This window comes from Nocardioides sp. Root240 (assembly GCF_001428825.1).
GTDB lineage: Bacteria > Actinomycetota > Actinomycetes > Propionibacteriales > Nocardioidaceae > Nocardioides.
This window is the reverse complement of the sequence record NZ_LMIT01000001.1, coordinates 259,231-280,753: the sequence shown is the minus strand read 5'-3', so window position 1 is coordinate 280,753 and position 21,523 is coordinate 259,231. Positions and strand designations below refer to the sequence as shown.

General features: G+C 72.3%; 22 protein-coding genes. All 22 read left to right on the top strand.

All coding sequences use genetic code 11. From position 1 onward, the window contains the following. Window positions 1–71: 71 nt before the first annotated feature. The 22 genes from ASE20_RS24560 (at window position 72) to ASE20_RS01175 (ending at window position 21,454) form a co-directional block, all read left to right on the top strand. A complete protein-coding gene (locus tag ASE20_RS24560; protein ID WP_157538370.1) occupies window positions 72–230 on the top strand; it encodes a hypothetical protein in 159 nt (52 codons plus the stop codon). A 4-nt stretch (window positions 231–234) separates the two neighbouring features. Beyond that, window positions 235–1,227: a 16S rRNA (cytosine(1402)-N(4))-methyltransferase RsmH gene (rsmH, locus tag ASE20_RS01275; protein ID WP_056892716.1), complete on the top strand. Its 993-nt coding sequence runs from the start codon at window positions 235–237 to the stop codon at window positions 1,225–1,227. Next, a complete protein-coding gene (locus tag ASE20_RS01270; RefSeq protein WP_056892715.1) occupies window positions 1,227–1,781 on the top strand; it encodes a hypothetical protein in 555 nt (184 codons plus the stop codon). Before rsmH ends, ASE20_RS01270 begins: the two co-directional genes overlap by 1 nt. A 133-nt stretch (window positions 1,782–1,914) precedes the next feature. Beyond that, on the top strand, window positions 1,915–3,657 hold the full coding sequence (locus ASE20_RS01265; RefSeq protein WP_056892714.1) for a peptidoglycan D,D-transpeptidase FtsI family protein: 1,743 nt from the start codon (window positions 1,915–1,917) through the stop codon (window positions 3,655–3,657). Between the two features lie 74 nt (window positions 3,658–3,731). After that, window positions 3,732–5,165, top strand: coding sequence for a UDP-N-acetylmuramoyl-L-alanyl-D-glutamate--2,6-diaminopimelate ligase (locus ASE20_RS01260; protein WP_225869019.1), 1,434 nt, complete (start codon window positions 3,732–3,734; stop codon window positions 5,163–5,165). Further along, complete coding sequence (locus tag ASE20_RS01255; protein WP_056892713.1) at window positions 5,162–6,523, top strand: UDP-N-acetylmuramoyl-tripeptide--D-alanyl-D-alanine ligase; 1,362 nt, start codon at window positions 5,162–5,164, stop codon at window positions 6,521–6,523. The genes ASE20_RS01260 and ASE20_RS01255 overlap by 4 nt, the downstream gene beginning before the upstream one ends. Next, entirely contained in the window at window positions 6,520–7,590 is a 1,071-nt protein-coding gene (gene mraY, locus ASE20_RS01250) for a phospho-N-acetylmuramoyl-pentapeptide-transferase (protein ID WP_056892712.1), read from the top strand. Before ASE20_RS01255 ends, mraY begins: the two co-directional genes overlap by 4 nt. 67 nt (window positions 7,591–7,657) lie before the next feature. Further along, window positions 7,658–9,136, top strand: coding sequence for a UDP-N-acetylmuramoyl-L-alanine--D-glutamate ligase (murD, locus tag ASE20_RS01245; protein WP_056892711.1), 1,479 nt, complete (start codon window positions 7,658–7,660; stop codon window positions 9,134–9,136). A gap of 92 nt (window positions 9,137–9,228) precedes the next feature. Further along, window positions 9,229–10,419, top strand: coding sequence for a putative lipid II flippase FtsW (gene ftsW / locus ASE20_RS01240; protein WP_225868994.1), 1,191 nt, complete (start codon window positions 9,229–9,231; stop codon window positions 10,417–10,419). Window positions 10,420–10,428: 9 nt separating this feature from the next. Further along, window positions 10,429–11,523: an undecaprenyldiphospho-muramoylpentapeptide beta-N-acetylglucosaminyltransferase gene (gene murG / locus ASE20_RS01235; protein WP_056892709.1), complete on the top strand. Its 1,095-nt coding sequence runs from the start codon at window positions 10,429–10,431 to the stop codon at window positions 11,521–11,523. Continuing rightward, window positions 11,520–12,896: a UDP-N-acetylmuramate--L-alanine ligase gene (gene murC / locus ASE20_RS01230; RefSeq protein WP_056892708.1), complete on the top strand. Its 1,377-nt coding sequence runs from the start codon at window positions 11,520–11,522 to the stop codon at window positions 12,894–12,896. The genes murG and murC overlap by 4 nt, the downstream gene beginning before the upstream one ends. Then, window positions 12,889–13,635, top strand: coding sequence for a cell division protein FtsQ/DivIB (locus ASE20_RS01225; protein WP_056892707.1), 747 nt, complete (start codon window positions 12,889–12,891; stop codon window positions 13,633–13,635). The genes murC and ASE20_RS01225 overlap by 8 nt, the downstream gene beginning before the upstream one ends. 320 nt (window positions 13,636–13,955) lie before the next feature. Beyond that, on the top strand, window positions 13,956–15,155 hold the full coding sequence (gene ftsZ / locus ASE20_RS01220) for a cell division protein FtsZ (protein WP_056892706.1): 1,200 nt from the start codon (window positions 13,956–13,958) through the stop codon (window positions 15,153–15,155). Between the two features lie 9 nt (window positions 15,156–15,164). After that, window positions 15,165–15,869, top strand: a complete 705-nt coding sequence (locus ASE20_RS01215) for a polyphenol oxidase family protein (RefSeq protein ID WP_056892705.1) — start codon at window positions 15,165–15,167, stop codon at window positions 15,867–15,869. Then, window positions 15,866–16,564: a YggS family pyridoxal phosphate-dependent enzyme gene (locus ASE20_RS01210; protein WP_157538368.1), complete on the top strand. Its 699-nt coding sequence runs from the start codon at window positions 15,866–15,868 to the stop codon at window positions 16,562–16,564. The genes ASE20_RS01215 and ASE20_RS01210 overlap by 4 nt, the downstream gene beginning before the upstream one ends. 61 nt (window positions 16,565–16,625) lie before the next feature. Beyond that, a complete protein-coding gene (locus ASE20_RS01205; protein WP_056892703.1) occupies window positions 16,626–17,126 on the top strand; it encodes a cell division protein SepF in 501 nt (166 codons plus the stop codon). A 41-nt stretch (window positions 17,127–17,167) separates the two neighbouring features. Then, entirely contained in the window at window positions 17,168–17,461 is a 294-nt protein-coding gene (locus ASE20_RS01200) for a YggT family protein (RefSeq protein WP_056892702.1), read from the top strand. A gap of 171 nt (window positions 17,462–17,632) precedes the next feature. Then, window positions 17,633–18,421, top strand: a complete 789-nt coding sequence (locus ASE20_RS01195; RefSeq protein ID WP_056892701.1) for a DivIVA domain-containing protein — start codon at window positions 17,633–17,635, stop codon at window positions 18,419–18,421. Window positions 18,422–18,641: 220 nt separating this feature from the next. Then, window positions 18,642–19,505 (top strand): TraR/DksA family transcriptional regulator, encoded by an 864-nt coding sequence (locus tag ASE20_RS24150; protein ID WP_225868993.1) that lies wholly within the window; start codon window positions 18,642–18,644, stop codon window positions 19,503–19,505. Then, window positions 19,478–20,065: a signal peptidase II gene (lspA, locus tag ASE20_RS01185; protein WP_056892700.1), complete on the top strand. Its 588-nt coding sequence runs from the start codon at window positions 19,478–19,480 to the stop codon at window positions 20,063–20,065. The genes ASE20_RS24150 and lspA overlap by 28 nt, the downstream gene beginning before the upstream one ends. Then, a complete protein-coding gene (locus tag ASE20_RS01180; protein ID WP_056892699.1) occupies window positions 20,062–20,997 on the top strand; it encodes an RluA family pseudouridine synthase in 936 nt (311 codons plus the stop codon). Before lspA ends, ASE20_RS01180 begins: the two co-directional genes overlap by 4 nt. After that, window positions 20,984–21,454, top strand: coding sequence for a GNAT family N-acetyltransferase (locus tag ASE20_RS01175; protein WP_056892698.1), 471 nt, complete (start codon window positions 20,984–20,986; stop codon window positions 21,452–21,454). Before ASE20_RS01180 ends, ASE20_RS01175 begins: the two co-directional genes overlap by 14 nt. The last annotated feature ends 69 nt before the right edge of the window (window positions 21,455–21,523 follow it).

Genomic DNA, 21,523 nt, shown 5'->3' with positions numbered 1-21,523 from the left:
CTGATTTCCAGGCAGTTCCACGCAAGTTCCGGTCATTTCCAGCAGTTCCGTCGGGTCGAGGGGTCGAAGCCATGAGCGTGATGCGGGCGCACGAGCGTTCTCCGCAGCCGCGCGTGCGGGAGCAGGCACGCGAGGTGCTGCTCCTCATGTCCTTCTCCGCGGCCGTCTCGGTCGGCTGCGCGCTGCTCCTGGTCCTGCCGCACCTGCTCGCCGGGTCCACAGGGCGCTGACGACATGAGCAGCCCCCGCCACGTCCCCGTCCTGCTGGACCGGGTCGTCTCCCTCCTCGCGCCCGCTCTCGACCGCGACGGCGCCGTCCTCGTCGACTGCACGCTCGGCCTCGGTGGCCACAGCGAGGCGGTCCTCGAGCGCTGCCCGAAGGCGCGGGTGATCGGCATCGACCGTGACACCCAGGCCCTCGCCATGAGCCGCGAGCGGCTGGCGTCGTACGGCGACCGGTTCACCGGCGTGCACGCGGTCTACGACGAGATCGCCGACGTGGTGGCCGACCAGGGCCTCGACGAGGTCGCTGGCGTCCTGTTCGACCTCGGCGTCTCCTCGATGCAGCTCGACCTGCCCGAGCGGGGCTTCGCCTACGCCGTCGACGCGCCGCTCGACATGCGGATGGACGGCAGCACCGGGCCCACCGCGGCCGACGTGCTGAACACCTACACCGCGCCCGAGCTCACCCGCGTCCTCAGGGAGTACGGCGAGGAGAAGATGGCGCGCCGCATCGCCGACGCCGTCGTCCGCGAGCGGGCGGTGGAGCCGTTCGTGAACTCGGGACGCCTCGTCGCCCTCCTGTACGACGCCATCCCGGCCCCCGCCCGCCGCACGGGCGGGCACCCGGCGAAGCGCACCTTCCAGGCCCTGCGCATGGAGGTCAACGACGAGCTCGCCGTGCTGCGCCGGGCCATGCCGGCCGCGGTCGACGTGATCGGCGTCGGCGGCCGCGTGGTCGTGGAGTCCTACCACTCCCTCGAGGACCGCCTGGTCAAGCGGGTCTTCGCCGACGCGACCCGGCTCGACGTCCCCGACGACCTGCCGTTCGTGCCGGAGGGGGCCGAGCCGTCGTACCGGCTGGTGACCCGGGGCGCCGAGCAGGCCAACGCGGAGGAGATCGAGGAGAACCCCCGCGCCGCGTCCGTCCGTCTCCGCGCGATCGAGCGCATCCGTTCCACCTCGTCGAGCAGGTCCGGCAGCACCCAGGGCAAGGGAGCCAACTGATGTCCAGCACCGCACCGCAGATCCGCCGCCTGCAGACCGTCGCGCCGCGCCTGGCCCAGGCGGCCCTGGAGCGGGCGCGGCTCACCGTCGTGCCGCGGACCCGCCGCAGGCGCGCGCCCCGGGTGCCCTTCGTGACCTTCGTCAGCATCATCCTGCTCGCCGGCGTCGTCGGCCTGCTCCTCTTCAACACCTCGATGCAGCAGGCCTCCTTCAGGGCGACCGCGCTGCAGAAGCAGGCCACCGACCTCGGCGCCCAGCAGGAGGCGCTGGAGCTGGACATCGCGAACCTCCGCAAGCCCTCGCGGCTGCACCAGGAGGCCCAGCGCCTCGGCATGGTGATCCCGTCGACGGCCACCGCCGTGATCGACCTGCGGACGGGCAGGATCCTCGGCGACCCGACGCCGGCCTCGGCCGGCGACCGGATCCCGCTGCACATGCCCGGGCCGAAGAAGCCGCGGGAGCTGGACCCGAAGACCAAGTACGTCCAGGCCGACGCCCCGGCGAAGACCGACGGCGCGAGCGGCACCAGCGGCGCGTCCGCCCGGAATCGGTGATCTTTGAGCCTAGGGTCGTGACGTCCGCAGGAACCCAACCCTGTCAGCGACCAGGACGAGAGCGTTGAGCCGACTGAACCCCCTCCGAACCCGCCGCGGGAACGGCCCCCGACGGGGCTCGCCCCACCGGCGCATGCACGTGGGCTTCCTGCTGATCGCGATCGTGCTCTCGGTCTTCGCCGGCCGGTTGCTGCAGCTGCAGGCGATCGACCCGGGCTCGTACGCCCAGATGGCGGCCGACGAGGGCACCCAGCGGGTGGTCCTGCCGGCCACGCGCGGCGAGATCCTCGACCGCAACGGCGAGCCGCTCGCCGAGACGGTCGACGGCCGGATGATCGTGGCCGACCCGCAGGTGACCCGCCCGGTGGCCGCCAGGCTGGCGACGGTCCTGGCCCGGCGCCTCGGCGTCGACTACTTCCAGACCCTCGAGCGGCTCCGCATCGAGAACAGCCGCTTCCAGTACGTCGCGCGCCAGGTCCCGGCGGCGAAGGCCGAGAAGGTCGTCGCCGACGTCAAGGAGATGTTCAAGGACGAGGACGGCCGGCCCTTCGCCGGCCTGATGACCGAGCGGGACCCGCTGCGGGTCTACCCCAACGACGAGGTCGCGGCCAACCTGCTCGGCTTCCTCGGCACGCCCAAGGACGACGGCTCCGCGCAGGCGCTCGCCGGTCTCGAGGACTCCTTCAACAAGTACCTCTCCGGCACCGACGGCGAGGCGCGCTACGAGATGGGTGCCGGCAACCAGATCCCGCTCGGCGACAACACCGTCACCCCGGCCGTCGACGGCAAGGACCTGCGGCTCACGCTCGACCGCGACCTGCAGGACTACGTCCAGCGGGTCCTGCAACAGACCGTCGTCGGCGCGGGCGGCGAGTCCGGCATCGCCATGGTGATGGACAGCCGGACCGGCAACTTCCTCGCGCTCGCCGACTACCCGACCTACGACGCCTCGGACCCCTATCGCTACGACGACAAGCTCTACAAGTCGTCGGCGTTGAGCGACGTCTACGAGCCCGGCTCGGTCGAGAAGGTGCTGACCGTCAGCTCACTGGTCGACGCGGGCCTGGCGTTCAGGACCCAGAAGTTCCGCGTGCCGGGCAAGCTGTTCCGCCAGGACCGACCGATCGGCGACTACTGGGAGCACGGCACGCTGCGGCTCACCCTCGCCGGCATCATCGCCAAGTCGTCGAACGTCGGCACCGTGCTCGCCGCCGACCAGTTCGGCCGCGGCCAGCTGCGGCGCTACCTCACCGCCTTCGGCCTGGGCCAGCGCACCGACATCGGCCTCAACGGTGAGTCGAAGGGCATCCTGCCGCAGGGCGCTGCCTGGACCTCCCAGGTCGACGACCGCATCGCGTTCGGCCAGTCGCTGTCGGTCAACGCCGTGCAGATGATCACTGCGGTCAACACGATCGCCAACGGCGGGGTGCGGGTCTCCCCGTCGCTCGTGATGGGCCGCGCGCGCACCGACGGCGGCCAGGAGGTCGGCACCGACGCCGTCACCAGCCGCCGCGTGATCAGCGCCCACGCAGCCCACGAGACGATGCTGATGATGGAGCGGGTGCTCGACCCCGAGGAGGGTGTCGCGCCGCGCGCGGCCGTCCCCGGCTACCGCGTCGCCGGCAAGACCGGTACGGCCCAGCGGGTCGGCGAGAACGGCGGCTACGACGGCAGCACCACCGTCTCCTTCGCCGGCTTCGCGCCGGCCGACAACCCGCGGTTCACGATCTACGTCGTGGTGCACAGCCCGCGTGCGGGCAGCGGTGGCGGCAGCGTCGCCGGTCCGGCATTCTCGAAGCTGATGAGCTTCACACTGCGGCGCTACGGCGTCCCGCCCACGGGCGGCAAGGCCAACCAGACCCCGGTCGAGTGGTGAGCGGCGGCCCGGACGTGGACCCGACGCGTCCCGCCCAGCCCGCCCCGGTCCCGCTCGCCACCGTCGCCGCCGACCTGGGCGTCGTCGTCGACCCTGCCTCGACAGGCGTGGCCGTCACCGGCATCACCCTCGACTCGCGCCGGGTGCGTCCCGGCGACCTGTACGCCGCCCTGCCCGGCGCCCGCGCCCACGGCGCCTCGTTCGCCGCTCAGGCCGCGGCGTCCGGTGCCGTGGCGCTGCTGACCGATCCGGCGGGGGAGCCGGAGGCGCGCGCGGGCGGGCTGCCCGTGCTCGTCGTACCGGACCCGCGGGGTGTGCTGGGTGCGCTGGCCGCACTGGTCTACGGCCGTCCGGCCGCGGCCCTGCGGACGATCGGCGTCACCGGAACCCAGGGCAAGACCACCGTCACCCGGCTCCTCGACGGCGGGCTGCTCGCCGCCGGCGTGCGCAGCGCGGTCGTCGGCACGGTCGGCACCCGGATCGCCGGCGAGGAGGTGAAGACCGCCCTCACCACCCCGGAGGCCCCTGACCTGCACGGCCTCTTCGCCCGCATGCGCGAGCTCGAGGTCACCGCCTGCGCGATGGAGGTCTCGAGCCACGCGCTGGTGATGGGCCGGGTCGACGGCGTCCGCTTCGACGTCGCCGTGTTCACCAACCTCGGCCGCGACCACCTGGACTTCCACGTCGACGTGGAGGACTACTTCCGGGCCAAGGCGATGCTCTTCACCCCGGAGCACGCCGCGCTCGGCCTGGTCTGCACCGACGACGAGCACGGCCGGCGGCTCGTCGACGAGGCCACCATCCCGGTCCGCACCTACGCGATCGGACGGCCCGCCGACTGGACGGCCGTCGACGTGGAGCTGGGCGCTGACGGGTCGCGGTTCACCGTGCTGGGCCCCGACGGTGTGCGGGTCCCTGCCTTCGTCCCCCTGCCGGGGGACTTCAACGTCGCCAACGCCCTGGCCGCCGTCGCCGCGGCCGCCGAGGCGGGCTTCGACCCGCAGCAGGTCGCCGACGGGATCGCCGGCTCCGGCGGCGTCCCCGGACGCCTCGAGCGGGTGCCGACCGGACGCGACCTGACCGTCGTCGTCGACTACGCCCACAAGCCCGACGCGGTCGAGGCCGTGCTCCGCACCCTGCGCCCGGTCACCCGTGGCCGGCTGGTCATCGTGATCGGCGCGGGCGGTGACCGCGACACCGGCAAGCGCCCCGTGATGGGCGAGATCGCCGCCCGGCTGGCCGACCTGGTGATCGTCACCGACGACAACCCGCGCTCCGAGGACCCCGCGGCGATCCGGGCCGAGGTGCTGGCCGGCACCCGCGACGGCACCGCCGAGGTCGTCGAGGTGGGCGACCGCCGTACCGCCATCGAGCGTGCCATCGACGGCGCCGGCCCCGGCGACGTGGTCGTGGTGGCGGGCAAGGGCCACGAGACGGGCCAGGAGGTCGCCGGGGTGGTCCACCCGTTCGACGACCGCGAGGTCGTGCGCGAGGTGCTCGCCCGATGATCCCGCTGCGGCTCTCCGAGATCGCGTCGGTCGTCGGCGGCACGCTGCACGGCGACGACGTCCTCGTCTCCGGCCCGGCGTACGTCGACAGCCGGACCCCCGTGCCCGACGGGCTCTTCGTCGCGGTCGTGGGGGAGCGCGTCGACGGCCACGCGTACGCCGCCGGCGCCCACGCCGTGCTCGGCAGCCGCCCCACCGAGGCGCCGACCGTCGTCGTCGACGACCCGGTCTCCGCGCTGGGCCGTCTGGCCCGGCACGTCGTCGACAGCCTCGACGTGACCGTGCTCGCGATGACCGGCTCGCAGGGCAAGACCGGCACCAAGGACTACCTCGCCGCGGTGCTGCGCACCCTCGCCGGTGACGACGCGGTGGTCGCGACGGCCGCCAACAACAACAACGAGCTGGGCGTCCCGCTGACCGTGCTGCGCGCGGACGCCGGCACCCGCTTCCTCGTCGTCGAGATGGGCGCGCGGGGGATCGGCCACATCACCTACCTCTGCTCGATCGCGCCGCCGGACATCGCCGCGGTGCTCAACGTCGGCACCGCCCACGTGGGCGAGTTCGGCGGCCGCGAGCAGATCGCGCGGGCCAAGGGCGAGATCGTCGAGGCGCTCGGGCCCGCCGGCACGGCCGTCCTCAACGCCGACGACGCCCTCGTCGCCGCCATGGCGCCCCGCACCGATGCTGCCCTGGTCACCTTCGGCACGACCGGCACGGTGCACTGGGGACCGGTCGAGCTCGACGAGCTCGGGCGCCCGGGCTTCCGCCTGGCTCGCGGCGAGGATGCCGCCGACGTCCAGCTGCTGCAGACCGGCCTCCACCAGGTGCAGAACGCCGCCGCGGCCGCCGCGATGGCTACCTCCGCCGGGTTCGCGCTGGCCGACGTGGCCCGGGCGCTCGGCGGCGCGGCCGCCGCGTCGCGCTGGCGGATGGAGGTCTCGGAGCGCTCGGACGGCCTGGTGGTCGTCAACGACTCCTACAACGCCAACCCGGACTCGATGCGGGCCGCCCTCGAGGCGCTGGCGTCGATCGGGGCGTCCCGCGGGCGTCGTACCGTGGCGGTGCTGGGGGAGATGAAGGAGCTCGGCAGCGAGCACGACGCCGGCCACCGCGCCGTCGGCGCCGACGCCGCCCGGCTGGGTGTCGACGTGCTCCTCGTGGTCGGCGAGGCCGCCCGCGGGATCGCGGAGGCGGCCGCCGACGGGGCCGGTGAGGTGATCGTCACGGTGGGGCGGGAGGATGCTGCGAGCTGGTTGCGGCAGAATGCCGGACCGGAGGACGTCGTCCTCGTCAAGGCGTCGCGAGGCGTCGCATTGGAATGGGTTGCGGAGCAGGTCCTGGAGGGTACGACGCCATGAGAGCCATCCTGCTCGGGGGCGGCATCGCGTTGCTGATCTCGCTGCTCGGCACCCGCGTGGTGATCAGCCTCTTCACCCAGTGGGGCTACGGCCAGGAGATCCGCGACGACGGACCCACCAGCCACCACACCAAGCGCGGCACGCCCACCATGGGTGGTGTCGTGATCATCCTCGCCGCGGTCGTCGGGTACTTCGCCGCCAAGCTGATCACGCTGACGACGCCCAGCGCGTCGGCCCTGCTGCTGCTCTTCCTGTTCGTCGGGATGGGCCTGGTCGGCTTCCTCGACGACTTCATCAAGATCTCCAAGCAGCGCAGCCTCGGGCTGCGCAGCAAGGCGAAGATGGCCGGGCAGACGGTCATCGCGCTCGTCTTCGGCTGGCTCGCCCTCTCCTCCTGGCTGGAGGACGAGAACGGCCGCACGCCGGCCAGCGAGAAGGTCTCCTTCCTGCGCGAGCTCGACTGGTTCGTGCTGCCGATGATCCTGGCGATCCTGCTGATCTGGCTGTTCGTGGCCGGCTTCAGCAACGCGGTCAACCTGACCGACGGCCTCGACGGCCTCGCCGCGGGCGCCTCGGTGATGGTCTTCGGCGCCTACACGCTGGTCAACATCTGGCAGAGCAACCAGTTCTGCCAGGACGAGCCCAGCGCCAGCTGCTACAACGTCCGCGACCCGCTCGACCTCGCGATCATCGCCGCGGCGATCACCGGCGCCTGCTTCGGCTTCCTGTGGTGGAACGCCTCGCCGGCCAAGATCTTCATGGGCGACACCGGCTCGCTGGCCCTCGGCAGCGCGCTGGCCGGCTTCGCGATCCTGACCCGCACCGAGCTGCTCCTGGTGATCCTCGGCGGCCTGTTCGTGCTGGAGACGCTCTCGGTGATGATGCAGGTCGGCTACTTCAAGCTCACGAAGGGCAAGCGGATCTTCCGGATGGCGCCCATCCACCACCACTTCGAGATGCTCGGCTGGGAGCAGGTCACGGTCGTGATCCGGTTCTGGATCATCACCGGTCTCTTCGTCGCGACCGGGCTGGGCATCTTCTACGCCGAGTGGGTCTCGAGACTATGACCACCCCACGACATTCTTCGCTCCCCCGCTTCGCTCCTCCGCTGAACAATGCCGCGGGGGCCCCGGTATGAGGCACCCCGACCCCACCACCCTCGGCCGCAGGGACTCCTGGGAGGGCGTGCGCGTCGTCGTCGCCGGCTTCGGCACGAGCGGCGCCGCCGCCGTCGACAACCTGCTCCACCTCGGTGCCGACGTCCGCGCCGTCGCCGAGTCCGTCAGCCCCAAGATCCTCGAGCGCGCCGAGCTGCTCGAGGTGCTCGGCGCGCGGATCGACGTCCACGAGGGCGCGACCGCGCTCCTGCCGGACGACGCCGACCTGCTCGTCGTCTCGCCGGGCTTCCGGCCGGACGCGCCGATCATCGTCGCCGCCCGCGAGCGCGGCGTACCGGTGTGGGGCGAGGTCGAGCTGGCCTGGCGGCTGCGTGACCCCGAGCACCCCGCGCCCTGGCTGTGCATCACCGGCACCAACGGCAAGACCACGACCGTGCAGATGCTCGACAGCATCCTGCGCGCCGCGGGGCTGCGCAGCGTTGCGGCCGGCAACGTCGGCCTGCCGTTGACCGAGGCCGTGATGGACCCGGAGCCCTACGACGTGATCGCCGTCGAGCTCTCGAGCTTCCAGCTCCACTACACCGACTCGATGGCCGCCGAGAGCGCCGCGGTGCTCAACGTCGCCGAGGACCACCTGGACTGGTACGACGGCCCGACGGCCATGGACGACTACGCCCGCGACAAGGGCCGGATCTACACCGGCGTGGAGCGCGCCTGCGTCTACAACGTCGCCGACCCCGCCACGGAGCGGCTCGTGCGGGATGCCGAGGTCGTCGAGGGCGCGCGCGCGATCGGCTTCACCACCGGCGTACCGGGTGTGGGGATGTTGGGCGTGGTCGACGACATCCTCGTCGACCGTGCCTTCATCGAGGAGCGCTCGTCGAGCGCCGCCGAGCTGTGCACCCTCGAGGACCTCGCCTCGCGGGCCCCGCACTTCGTCGCCAACGCCCTCGCCGCGGCCGCCCTGGCCCGCGCGCACGGTGTGAGCCAGGCCGCCGTCCGCGACGGGCTGCGGGCCTTCCAGCCCGACGGACACCGGATCGCCGTGGTCGCCGAGCACGCCGGGCTCACCTGGGTCGACGACTCCAAGGCCACCAACCCGCACGCCGCCGCGTCCTCGCTGGCGGCCTTCGCCCCGGTGGTCTGGGTGGCCGGCGGTCTCGCCAAGGGGGCCGGCTTCGACGACCTGGTCCGCCAGGTCGGCGACCGGCTCCGGGCGGTCGTCCTGATCGGCCGCGACCGCGACGTCATCCGGCAGGCGCTTTCGCGACACGCTCCCGATGTGCCGGTGATCGACGTCGACAGCGCCGAAACTGGTGAGGTAGTCGATGACGACCGGATGGCGCGTGTCGTCGCGGCAGCGGCTGAGGTCGCCCAGGCGGGCGACACCGTGCTGCTGGCGCCGGGATGCGCGTCGATGGACCAGTTCTCCGACTACGCCGCCCGCGGCGATGCGTTCGCCGAGGCGGTCCGTGAGTACATCGGCGCCAGCTAGCCAGGGACAGTGAGGGGGAGTCGGTCATCACCACCGCGAACCCCGAGAAGTTCCGGTTCCACCTGCCGCAGCGCCTCGCCGTCCGCCCGAGGGTGCGCCGTCCCGGCTGGACGGCGACGCTGAAGGACGCGCTCGACCGCCCGCTGACGACGTACTACCTGCTGCTCGGCGCCACCGCGCTGCTGCTCACCATCGGGCTGATCATGGTGCTGAGCGCCTCGAGCGTCTACGCCTTCCGCGAGACGGGCGACTCCTACACCGTCGTACGACGCCAGGTGATGTGGGTCGTGCTCGGCGTCCCGTGCGCCTTCATCGCCTCGCGGGTCTCGACGTCGTGGGTGCGCGGCCTGTCGTACCCCGCCTTCGGCATCTCCCTGCTCCTGCTCGTCCTGACCGCGTTCGTCGGCGTCGAGGCCAACGGCAACACGAACTGGCTCGCGCTGGGCCCGGTGCAGATCCAGCCGTCGGAGATCGCCAAGCTCTCGCTGGTCATCTGGGCGAGCAACATCTACGCCAACAAGGACCGGCGCCTCGGCAGCCTGCACCAGATGCTGGTGCCGGTCGTGCCCGGCATGGGCCTCGCGACCGCGCTCGTCGTGGTCGGCCACGACCTCGGCACGGCGCTGGTCTTCTGCGCGCTCCTGGTCGCGATGCTCTGGGTCGTCGGCGCTCCGGCGAAGCTGTTCTCGCTCGCGATCCTGGTGGTCGGCACCGCCGCCCTCGGCCTGGCGACGACGGACTCCGAGCGCCTCCAGCGCCTGACCAACTTCACCGACCCGTTCAAGGACTACGGCAACGCCGGCTGGCAGCCGGCCCACGGCCTCTACGCCCTGGCCAGCGGTGGCATCTTCGGCGAGGGCATCGGGGCCAGCCAGCAGAAGTGGGGCCAGCTGCCCGAGGCACACACCGACTTCATCTTCGCCGTGCTCGGCGAGGAGCTCGGCCTGGTCGGCACGCTGCTCGTGATCAGCCTCTTCCTGGTCATCGCCTACGCCGGTCTGCGGGTCGCGCGCGAGACCAAGGACCCCTTCGTCCGCTACTGCTCCTTCGGCATCGTGGTCTGGCTGCTGGGCCAGATGATGATCAACGTCGGCATGGTCCTGGCCCTCCTGCCGGTCATCGGCATCCCGCTCCCGCTCGTCTCCTACGGCGGATCGAGCCTGCTGCCGACGCTGGCCGCGCTGGGCCTGGTGATCGGCTTCGCCCGCCGCGAGCCCGCCGCGGCCCGCGCCCTCAAGCAGCGTCGCCGAGCCAGGTCCGCCGGTCTCTCCGCCCGCGGGTAGGTTGTGCGCGTGCGAGTTCTGTTGGCCGGTGGGGGAACGGCGGGGCACACCTCGCCACTGCTCGCGACGGCGGACGCGCTGCGTCGCCTCGAGCCCGATGTCGAGATCACCTGCCTGGGCACGCCGCGCGGCCTGGAGAACAAGGTGGTCCCGGAGGCCGGCTACCCGCTGCGCCTGGTGCCGCCCGTCCCGCTCCCGCGCAAGCCCGGCAAGGACCTGGCCCTGGTCCCGAAGCGCCTGCGCGCCGCCGTGAAGGCCGCGCTCGAGGTGATCGACGAGGTCCGCCCCGACGTCGTCGTCGGCTACGGCGGCTACGTCTCCATGCCGGCCTACGTCGCCGCCCGCCGCCGCAAGCTGCCGCTCGTCGTCCACGAGCAGAACGCACTGCCGGGCATCGCCAACAAGTTCGGCGCCCGGGTCGCGACCCGGGTCGCGGTGAGCTTCCCCGACACCCCGCTGCGCAAGGCGGAGTACGTCGGCCTGCCGATCCGGCGGATGATCTCGACCCTCGACCGCGCGGCCCTGCGGGACGAGGCCCGGGCTTTCTTCGGTCTCGACCCGCAGCTGCCGACGCTCGTCGTCACCGGCGGCTCGCAGGGCGCGCGCCGGCTCAACCAGGCGGTCAGCGGTGCGGCCGCGGCGCTCGGCTCCGGCGGCGTGCAGGTGCTGCACGTGATCGGGCCGAACGGTGCGAGCGACCCGAGCTGGACCGCGCCGGTCCCGACCGGTGTCCCGTACGTCGTGCTGCCCTTCGTCGAGCGGATGGACCTCGCGCTCGCGGCGGCCGACCTCATGGTCTGTCGCGCCGGCGCATCCAGCGTGGTGGAGGCCTCCTCCAGCGGCGTCCCCGCGATCTTCGTGCCGCTCCCGATCGGCAACGGCGAGCAGGCGCTCAACGCCCGCCCGGTCGTGGAGGCCGGGGGAGCGCTCCTGGTCGAGGACGCAGCCTTCAGCGCCGACTACGTCGCCGACACCGTCCCGGCGCTCGCCACCGACCCGGCGCGGCTGGCCGCCATGGGCTCGGCCGCCGCCGGCCTGGTGCCCCGCGACGCCGACGACAAGCTCGCCCGGATCATCCGCGACGTGGCAGGCACGACCCGGTGAAGATCCCCGTCCCGGACGAGATCCTCCCCGCCGACCAGCTCGGCCACGTCCACCTCGTCGGCATCGGCGGCGCCGGCCTGTCCGCGATCGCCCGGCTGATGCACCAGTCCGGCGTCACGGTCAGCGGCAGCGACGCCCACGACTCCGCCGTCGTCCGGGCGCTGCGCGACGAGGGCATCACCGTCCACGTCGGCCACGACGCCGCCCACCTCGACGGCGTCGACACCGTCGTCGCCACGACGGCCGCACGCGAGGACAACCCCGAGATCGTCGCCGCGACCGAGCGCGGCCTGCGGCTGTGGCCGCGCTCGGCGGGCCTGCAGTCGGTCCTGCTCGGCAAGCGCGTGGTCGCGATCGCCGGCACCCACGGCAAGACCACCACCACCGCGATGACGACCGTGGCCCTGCAGGAGGCCGGTCTCGACGTCACCTTCGCGATCGGTGCGGAGGTCGCCAGCCTCGGCACCAACGCCCGCCTCGGCACGAGCGAGATCGCCGTGGTCGAGGCCGACGAGTCCGACGGTGCCTTCCTCGTCTACACGCCCGACATCGCCGTCATCACCAACGTCGACGCCGACCACCTCGACCACTGGGGCACCGAGGAGGCCTACGAGGCGGCCTTCGCCGAGTTCGCCCGAGGTGCCCGGGTCACCATCGCCGAGCGGGCCGACCTCGCCGACGTCACCGCCGCCTTCGACGCCGCTGCCGACGTCCGGGGCAGCGACCTGGTCATCGAGGGAGGCGCGACCCGGTTCGGCGTCGCCGCCGAGGGTGTCGACGTCGACGTGACGCTGGCCGTCCCCGGCCGGCACTACGCGCAGGACGCCCTCTTCGCCTTCGCCGCCGGCCTCGAGCTCGGCGGCGCCCCGGAGGCCCTCGCCCGTGGCCTGGCCCGCCACCAGGGGGCCAAGCGCCGCATGGAGCTGGTCGGATCGGCCGGCGACGGCGCCATTCGCGTCTACGACTCCTACGCCCACCACCCCAGTGAGATCCGCGGCGACCTCGAGGCCGCCCGCTCGCTCGTCGCCGGCTCCGGTCGGCTCGTGGTGTGCTTCCAGCCGCACCTCGTCTCCCGCACCCGCATCTTCGGCGCGCAGATGGGGCACGAGCTCGGCGCGGCCGACGAGGTGCTCGTCATGGACGTCTACGTCGCCCGCGAGGACCCCGACCCCGAGGTGACCGGCGCGCTCGTCGCCGGTGCGGTGCCCCTGCCGGCAGCACAGGTCCGCTTCGAGCCGGACCGCGCTGCCGTCGTACCGACGCTGGTGGAGGTGGCCCGGCCGGGCGACCTGGTGCTGACCCTCGGCGCCGGCGACGTGACGACGATCGCCCCGGCGCTGCTCGCGGCCCTCGCGGAGGGCGGCGTTGGCTAGGGGCCGGGGCAAGGCGCCGGAGAGCGGGCTGGACCGGGCACGCAAGGCGTTCGCCCGCCGGCAGCGCGCGCGGCGCTGGCTGACCTGGCGCAAGGTGCTGGCCGTGGTGCTGGCGATCGCACTGGTCGGCCTCGGCGTGTACGCGCTGTACTTCTCCTCCTGGCTGCGCACCGAGGGCACCGAGGTGGTCGGCAACGACCTGGTGACCGACAAGCAGATCCTGGCCGCGGCCGCCGTACCCACCGGGGGGCCGCTCATCGACGTCGACCTCCGGGCGATCGAGAAGCGGGTCCGGAGCATCGGTGCCGTGCGCCAGGTCGACGTCTCCCGCAAGTGGCCGCACGAGGTGCGGATCGAGGTCGTCGAGCGCAAGCCCGTCGCGGTGCTCAACTTCGGCGAGAAGGTCTACGTCCTCGACGCCGAGGGTGAGCCCTTCCAGGCCCCGCCCCGCGCCCGCGACGGCCTGCCGCGCATCTCCGTCGCCGGCAGCTCCGACAAGGCCGCCCTGCGCGAGGGCGCGGCCGTGGTCACCGCCCTCGACGGCGACGTCTCCTCGATGGTCGAGTACGTCGAGGTCCGCACCGTCGACGACATCCAGCTCCACCTGCGCGACGACCGGCTGGTCAAGTGGGGGAGCTCCGACCAGTCCGACGACAAGGCCGCCGTCCTGCTCCAGCTGCTGAAGCGCAAGGCCTCGGTCTACGACGTCTCCGTGCCGGGCTCGCCCACCACCAAGTGAGGTCTCGGCGACGCAGGAATCCCCGCTCCGGCGGGGATTCTCGCGGTTGGTGACGGTTGCAAGCGTCATCAACCGCGAGAACACGTCAACAACCCCGCGCGATCGGCCTGTTTGCAGCCCGCGCGGCGTGTCTGCGCCGTCAGGGGTACGGGCGTCCCTACTGTCGTCATCACGACGAGGTTGACATAACTATAACCCTCAGGCTGAGGGTAAGGGTTGTCGACACGCCGGCTGGCCACGGGGAAGCGGTCCGGCCGCCGACGTCGGTGAACGGACACATTCGATACGCGCATCCATACCCGTAGGAGGGGTGAGACGCTGTGGCAGCTGCACAGAACTACCTGGCCATCATCAAGGTCATCGGCATCGGGGGCGGCGGCGTCAACGCCGTCAACCGGATGATCGAGGTCGGCCTCAAGGGCGTCGAGTTCATCGCCATCAACACCGACGCCCAGGCGCTGTTGATGAGCGACGCCGACGTGAAGCTCGACATCGGCCGCGAGCTCACCCGCGGTCTCGGTGCCGGCGCGAACCCCGACGTGGGCGGCAAGGCCGCCGAGGACCACGCGGAGGAGATCGAAGAGGTCATCAAGGGCGCCGACATGGTCTTCGTGACCGCTGGCGAGGGTGGCGGCACGGGCACCGGTGGCGCGCCCGTCGTGGCCCGCATCGCTCGTTCGCTCGGCGCGCTGACCATCGGTGTGGTGACCCGTCCGTTCACCTTCGAGGGCGCCCGCCGCAAGAAGTCCGCCGACGAGGGCATCGAGCGTCTCCGCGAGGAGGTCGACACCCTCATCGTCATCCCGAACGACCGGCTCCTGCAGATCTCGGACCGCAACGTGTCGATGCTCGACGCGTTCAAGCAGGCCGACCAGGTGCTGCTCCAGGGCGTCTCCGGCATCACCGACCTGATCACGACCCCCGGTCTGATCAACGTCGACTTCGCCGACGTCAAGGCCGTCATGAGCAACGCCGGTTCCGCCCTCATGGGCATCGGCTCGGCTCGCGGTGAGGACCGGGCCCTGCAGGCTGCCGAGATGGCGATCAGCAGCCCGCTGCTCGAGGCCTCGATCGACGGCGCGCACGGCGTGCTGCTCTCGATCGCCGGCGGCTCCGACCTCGGCATCTTCGAGATCAACGAGGCCGCCGCGATGGTCGCCGACGCGGTCCACGAGGACGCCAACATCATCTTCGGCACGATCATCGACGACGCCCTCGGTGACGAGGTCCGTGTGACCGTCATCGCCGCCGGCTTCGACGGTGGCCTGCCGCAGCGTCGCGACGCCGCGGCCGTACGTCGCCCGCAGCAGCAGGCCGCGCCCGCAGCCCGCACGACGTCGTCCGCGCCGGCCCAGTCCGCCCCGGCCCAGTCCGCCCCGGCCCGCGAGGCTGCGCCGACCCAGTCCGCACCCTCCCGCGAGTCCGCCCCCGCCGAGCCGCAGCCGGTCGGGGTCCGCAACCCGGCGCCGCTGCAGTTCGACGACGGCGACGACCTGGACGTGCCCGACTTCCTGAAGTGAAGCTGCCTGGTGTTCGCCTTCCGTGAGACCCACGACCTCGACCCGGACCCCGCCGCTGGCGGGCGCCGGGTCGAGGTGGCGTTCACGGACTCCTCCCTCGACCTCCAGGAGGGCGAGGGGGTGACCGCCGCCCTGGCCGTGCTCGGTGCCGAGCTGGACGTCGCTTTCGCGCGGGTCAGCCAGGTGCACGGCGACGACGTGGTCGTCGTCGACGGGGCCACGGAGCTCGGCGGGGGAGCGGTCGGCGTGGCCGACGGTGTGGTGACGCGCGAGCGTCGTACCGCACTGGTGATCCGGGTCGCCGACTGCGTGCCGGTGCTCCTGGCCGATCCCGCGGCAGGCGTCGTCGGCGCTGCCCATGCCGGCCGGTTGGGTGTCGAGCTCGACGTGGTGACGCGCACCGTCGAGCGGATGCGTGCCCTCGGTGCGACCGACGTCCGGGCGTGGGTCGGGCCGCACATCTGCGGCGGCTGCTACGAGGTCCCGGCCGGCATGCGCGACGAGGTCGCGGCCGCGGTCCCGCAGACGTACGCCGAGACGACGTGGGGCACGCCCGCGCTCGACCTCGGTGCCGGCGTCACCGCCCAGCTCACTGCAGCCGGCGTCGACGTCACGGTGGTGCCGGGCTGCACCCGCGAGGACCACGGGTTGCACTCCTACCGCCGCGACGGCGCCGGGGCCGGCCGCTTCGCCGGGCTGGTGTGGCTGCCATGAGCCGTCTCGAGGAGCTGCGCACCCGCCTGGCCGCCGTCCACGAGCGGATCGCCCGGGCCGCGGAGGGCGCCGGCCGGGCGCCGGACGAGGTCGACCTCGTCGTGGTCACCAAGTTCTTCCCCGCCTCCGACGTCCGCCTGCTCGCCGAACTCGGCGTCACCGACGTCGGCGAGAACCGCCACCAGGAGGCCGAGGCCAAGGCTGCCGACTGCGCGGACCTGGCCCTGCGCTGGCACTTCATCGGCGGGCTGCAGTCCAACAAGGCCGCCGCCGTGGCGCGGTACGCCGACGTCGTCGAGTCCGTCGACCGCAGCAGCCTGGTGGGCCGGCTCGACCGGGGTGCGGGGGAGTCCGGCCGGCAGGTCGACGTCCTGCTCCAGGTCAGCCTCGACCCGCCCGGCAGCGACCACCGCGCCGGCGCCGACCCGGCCGACCTGGTGGCGCTCGCCGACGAGGTCGCCGCTGCGTCGTCGCTCTCCCTGCGGGGTCTGATGGCCGTCGCGCCCCTCGGCGAGGACCCCGCCACCGCCTTCGACCGGCTCCGCGCGATCCGGTCCACCTTCCTCGAGCAGCACCCCGACGCGACCCGGCTCTCGGCCGGGATGAGCGGCGATCTCGAGGCCGCGGTCACCGCCGGCGCGACACACGTGCGCGTCGGCTCCGCGGTCCTCGGATCGAGGCAGTCGGTCCAGTAATGTCCACAACACCACCAACGGGCGCTGACACTCGGCGTCCAGGATCACGGAGGCAACAGTCATGAGCGGTGCGATGCGCAGGATCGGCGAGTACCTCGGCCTGCTTGAGGACACCGGCTATGACGAGTACGACGACGAGCGCGCCGAGCAGGACCCGCGTGCGACGCGCGAGCCCCGCCAGGCCCGTCCCGTGCGCGCCGTACCGTCGACGGCCGGCTCCGTCGCCGACCTCGACGAGCGTCGGCGCCCGGTCGCCGTCGCGCCCCAGCCGACCGTCGCGGAGCTGTCGCGGATCACGACGCTGCACCCCACGACGTACAACGACGCCCGCTCGGTGGGCGAGTCCTACCGCGAGGGCATCCCGGTGATCATGAACCTCACCGAGATGGACGACTCCGACGCCAAGCGTCTCGTCGACTTCGCCGCGGGCCTGATCTTCGCCACCCGCGGCAGCATCGAGCGGGTCACCAACAAGGTGTTCCTCCTCTCGCCGCCGAACGTCACCGTCGCTGCCGAGGACAAGCAGCGCATCGCCGACCGGGACTTCTTCAACCAGAGCTGAGCCGGCTCGGGCTGTCCCCGGACACCCGATAGGTTGGGACCGTGAGCATCGCCGGTTGGATCATCGAGGGCATCCTCTTCGCCTTCATCGCGTTCCTGTGGGTGCGCTTCATCACCGACTGGGTGCAGATGTTCGCGCGCAGCTGGGAGCCGCGCGGGGTCATGCTGGTGTTCCTGGAGCTGTCCTACAGCGCCACGGACCCGCCGATCTCGGCGCTGCGCAAGGTCATCAAGCCGATCCGGATCGGCAATTTCGCGCTCGACCTCAGCTTCCTGCTGGTGATGATCCTCGCCTACGTCGCGCTCTCGGTGAACCGCAACACCCTCCTGGCCTAGGCGGCGGCGCGCCGCGGCGCGCCGGAGTTCTGCGCCCGTTCTGCGCGTCTTCCCAGCGGCGACACGCCCTGTCCCCACGTCGAGCACCGGCGGGTGATGCGGCCTTCTCCACTGCAGGCGCTAAGGTTCGGTGAGACAGTTTGTCCTTGTACTTCGAAGATAGGTGAGGTCATGCCGCTGACGCCTGAGGACGTGAGCAACAAGCGCTTTACGCCGGTCCGGCTGCGCGAGGGCTACGACATGGGCGAGGTCGACCAGTTCCTGGATGAGGTGGAGGCTGAGCTTGCCCGCCTGACCCAGGAGAACGACGACCTCCGCGCCAAGCTGGCCGCGGCGCAGGCCGGCGGCTCCTCCGCGGCGTTCGACGCTCCGACGCAGCTGGCCCCGGTTCCCGAGGCCGCTCCCGAGCCGCCCGCGCCCGTCGAGGTGCCGAAGCCGGTCGAGCCCGTCGCCCCGGTCGTCGCTGCTCCCGTGGCCGCCCCGCAGGCGTCCGGTGGTGTCCAGACGATCCGCGTCGAGACGGTTCCCGAGGCGTCCAACGCCGCGGCCCGCCTCCTCGAGATCGCCACGCGCAACGCCGACGAGCTCGTCGAGGACGCCAAGAACGAGGCCGACAAGATCGTCGGCGAGGCACGCACCAAGTCCGAGCGTCTGGAGTCCGAGGCCAAGGTCAAGGCCGACCGCCTCGAGTCCGACGCTCGTACCCGTGCGGAGATGCTCGACAGCGAGACCGCCGAGCGCCGCACGCAGCTCTTCGGCGACCTCGAGAAGGAGCGCGACAAGCTCTCGGCCGAGGTCGAGACGCTGCGCTCGTTCGAGCGTGAGTACCGCTCGCGCCTCAAGAGCTACTTCACCCAGCAGCTCGAGTCGCTGCAGACGCCGGGCGACACGCTGGCCCCCGTCGAGGAGGCCCCGGCCCCCAAGCGACTGCGCTCCATCCTCGGCGAGGAGGAGGGCTGAGCCTCCAGCTCACCCTCACCCACTGAGCACCCGACCGGCCGGTCCGCCTCGCGCGGACCGGCCGGTCGCTGCATGTGCTGGCACGCTCGCGGGAGTCCGGCGGCACGTCGACGCGTCCGCGAGACGGTGAGCCTCCTTGGCCGAGCCTGTCGGAGCCGTTACCCTCCGCAGCAGCCTGTCGATCACCCGGGACCGGCTGTCGCTTCTGGAGGAGTCCTTCATGGCCCGCAGCACGAAGAAGTCGTTGGCCGGTCAGGCCGCGTCCGCCGCCCGGAAGATGATCCGGCCGCGCAAGGCAACCGCGAGTGCCGAGCCGGCCAAGAAGGCGGCACCTGCGAAGAAGGCGGCACCCGCGAAGAAGGCCGCTCCGGCTGCGAAGAAGGCCGCTCCGGCCAAGAAGGCTGCGCCCGCCACCGCGAAGAAGGCTGCGCCTGCCAAGAAGGCCGCGCCCGCCGCCGCGAAGAAGGCTGCGCCTGCCAAGAAGGCGGCGCCCGCCAAGAAGGCGGCGCCCGCCAAGAAGGCGGCTCCGGCTGCGAAGAAGACGGCACCGGCCAAGAAGGCTGCGCCCGCTCCCGCGAAGAAGACGGCACCGGCCAAGAAGACCGCGTCCGCTCCCGCGAAGAAGGCCGCCCCTGCGCCGGCAAAGAAGGCCGCGCCCGCCAGGAAGGCGCCGGCCAGGAAGGCCGCCCCCGCCGCCCTGGTCGTCCTCGACCACGAGGAGGCCTGGTCGAAGGCGGAGCTCGCCGAGGTCGTCGCCGAGCTGCACGAGCAGCGCGCCCGCGCGGCGGAGATCCTCGAGGAGCAGGAGGCCGACCTGACCGGCCTGCTCCGCGACTCCGGTGACGGTGCCGGCCAGGACCAGGCAGACCTCGGAGCGACCAGCTTCGAGCGCGACCACGAGCTCACCGTCCTCAACCACGAGCGGGAGAAGCTGGCGCAGATCGACCGGGCCCTGGCCCGCATCGACGACGGCACGTACGGCGTCTGCGAGTCCTGCGGCAACCCCATCGGCAAGATGCGGCTCATGGCGTTTCCGCGTGCCACACTGTGCATGACATGCAAGCAGCGCGAGGAACGCCGGTAGACGACCGCGACGACGGCCCCGACGAGACCCGCGGAGGCCTGCTCGCCGCTCCCCGCACCTGGCTGCTGTTCGCCGCCGTGGGCGCGATCATGCTGGTCATCGACCAGGTGACCAAGGTGCTCGCCGTACGCCACCTGGCCGGCGAGCCCGACGTCGAGGTCGTGGGCGAGCTGCTGCAGCTGCACCTGACCTACAACCCGGGTGCGGCCTTCAGCCTCGGGACGCGTTTCACGGTGGCCCTGGCAGTGCTCGCCACCGCCGCCACGCTGGTGGTGCTGTGGATCAGCCGCCGGGTGCAGAGCAGGTGGTGGTCGGTCGCGCTCGGCCTCATGTTCGCGGGCATCGACGGCAACCTGATGGACCGGCTGTTCCGCGACCCGGCGCCCTTCAAGGGCCATGTGGTCGACTTCCTGATGCTGCCGAACTGGCCGGTCTTCAACGTCGCCGACATGTGCATCAACGTCGGCGTCGCCATGATCCTCGTGCAGGTCCTGCGTGGCATCGCGCTCGACGGCTCGCGGGTCGAGCAGCACCAGCCGGACGAGGAGGAGACGTCGTGACCACGGTCGACCACCGCAGCCTGAACGTCCCCGACAGCCTCGAGGGTGAGCGCGTCGACGTCGTGCTGGCGCAACTGTTCGGGGTCTCCCGGACGCGCGCCGCCGAGCTCGTCGCCGACGGCCGGGTGCAGCTCGACGGCAGCCCGGTGGGCGGCAAGAGCGACCGGGTCTTCGCGGGTTCGGTGCTGGACGTCGAGATCCCGGCCGAGGCGGACCCGCTCGAGGTGGTCCCGGAGATCGTCGAGGGCATCAAGATCATCCACGACGACGACGCCATCGTCGTGATCGACAAGCCGGTCGGCGTCGCCGTGCACCCGTCGCCGGGCTGGCGCGGGCCGACCGTGGTCGGCCACCTCGCTGGTGCGGGCTTCCGCATCTCGACCTCCGGCGCCAAGGAGCGCGAGGGCATCGTCCAGCGCCTCGACGTCGGTACGTCGGGCGTCATGGTGATCGCGAAGTCCGAGCACGCCTACTCGGTCCTCAAGAACGCCTTCCGGCAGCGCACGGTCGACAAGACCTACCACGCGCTGGTGCAGGGCCACCCCGACCCGCACGAGGGCACGATCGACGCCCCGATCGGCCGGCACCCGCGCTTCGACTACAAGTTCGCGGTCATGGACGACGGCCGGCACAGCGTCACGCACTACGAGACGCTCGAGGCGCACCGCTTCGCGAGCCTGCTCGAGGTCCACCTCGAGACGGGCCGGACCCACCAGATCCGGGTGCACATGAGCGCGCTGAAGCACCCGTGCGTCGGCGACATCACCTACGGCGCCGACCCGGTGCTGGCCCGCAAGGTCGGCATCGAGCGCCAGTGGCTGCACGCCGTGAAGCTCGGCTTCGAGCACCCTGACGGCGGGTACGTCGAGTACGAGTCCTCGTACCCCGACGACCTCGCCCGGGCGCTCGACATCATCCGTGACAGCCACTGAGCCCGACGACGGGCTGATCCTCCGTCCGGCCACGCCGGACGACGCGGAGGCGGTCGCCGACGTCCACCTCCGGGCACGGGCGGCCTCGCCGATGCCTGCGGGCATCCACCCCGACGCCGAGGTGCGGGCCTGGCTGGCCGCGCGCCTCGACGGCAGCGGCGACGAGGTGTGGGCGGCCGAGGTCGGCGACCGGGTGGTGGGCTACGCCCGGTTCACCCGCACGTGGCTCGACGACCTCTACGTCGACCCCGACCACGCCGGCGCCGGGATCGGCAGCGCGCTGCTGGACCTGGTCAAGGCCCGGCACCCCGGCGGCTTCGGCCTCTGGGTGTTCGTCGCCAACGAGCCGGCCCGGGCGTTCTACGCCGCCCGCGGCCTCGTCGAGCGGGAGCGCACCGACGGCTCCGGCAACGAGGAGCGGGCGCCGGACGTCCGGATGGAGTGGACACCGCTGTGACTCGGATTGACTCGGACCCACCTGCCACGATGGGTCGGTCGGGTCGCGTAGGCTGATCCCCTTCCCCGA

Bases quoted from the DNA above. Each gene is read 5' to 3' on its own strand.
- lspA (WP_056892700.1), top strand. From the start codon at position 19,478: ATGCAAGCAGCGCGAGGAACGCCGGTAGACGACCGCGACGACGGCCCC.
- mraY (WP_056892712.1), top strand. From the start codon at position 6,520: ATGAGAGCCATCCTGCTCGGGGGCGGCATCGCGTTGCTGATCTCGCTG.
- ASE20_RS01210 (WP_157538368.1), top strand. From the start codon at position 15,866: ATGAGCCGTCTCGAGGAGCTGCGCACCCGCCTGGCCGCCGTCCACGAG.
- ASE20_RS01255 (WP_056892713.1), top strand. From the start codon at position 5,162: ATGATCCCGCTGCGGCTCTCCGAGATCGCGTCGGTCGTCGGCGGCACG.
- rsmH (WP_056892716.1), top strand. From the start codon at position 235: ATGAGCAGCCCCCGCCACGTCCCCGTCCTGCTGGACCGGGTCGTCTCC.
- ASE20_RS01195 (WP_056892701.1), top strand. From the start codon at position 17,633: ATGCCGCTGACGCCTGAGGACGTGAGCAACAAGCGCTTTACGCCGGTC.
- murD (WP_056892711.1), top strand. From the start codon at position 7,658: ATGAGGCACCCCGACCCCACCACCCTCGGCCGCAGGGACTCCTGGGAG.
- ASE20_RS24150 (WP_225868993.1), top strand. From the start codon at position 18,642: ATGGCCCGCAGCACGAAGAAGTCGTTGGCCGGTCAGGCCGCGTCCGCC.
- ASE20_RS01205 (WP_056892703.1), top strand. From the start codon at position 16,626: ATGAGCGGTGCGATGCGCAGGATCGGCGAGTACCTCGGCCTGCTTGAG.
- ASE20_RS24560 (WP_157538370.1), top strand. From the start codon at position 72: ATGAGCGTGATGCGGGCGCACGAGCGTTCTCCGCAGCCGCGCGTGCGG.
- ASE20_RS01265 (WP_056892714.1), top strand. From the start codon at position 1,915: ATGCACGTGGGCTTCCTGCTGATCGCGATCGTGCTCTCGGTCTTCGCC.
- ASE20_RS01270 (WP_056892715.1), top strand. From the start codon at position 1,227: ATGTCCAGCACCGCACCGCAGATCCGCCGCCTGCAGACCGTCGCGCCG.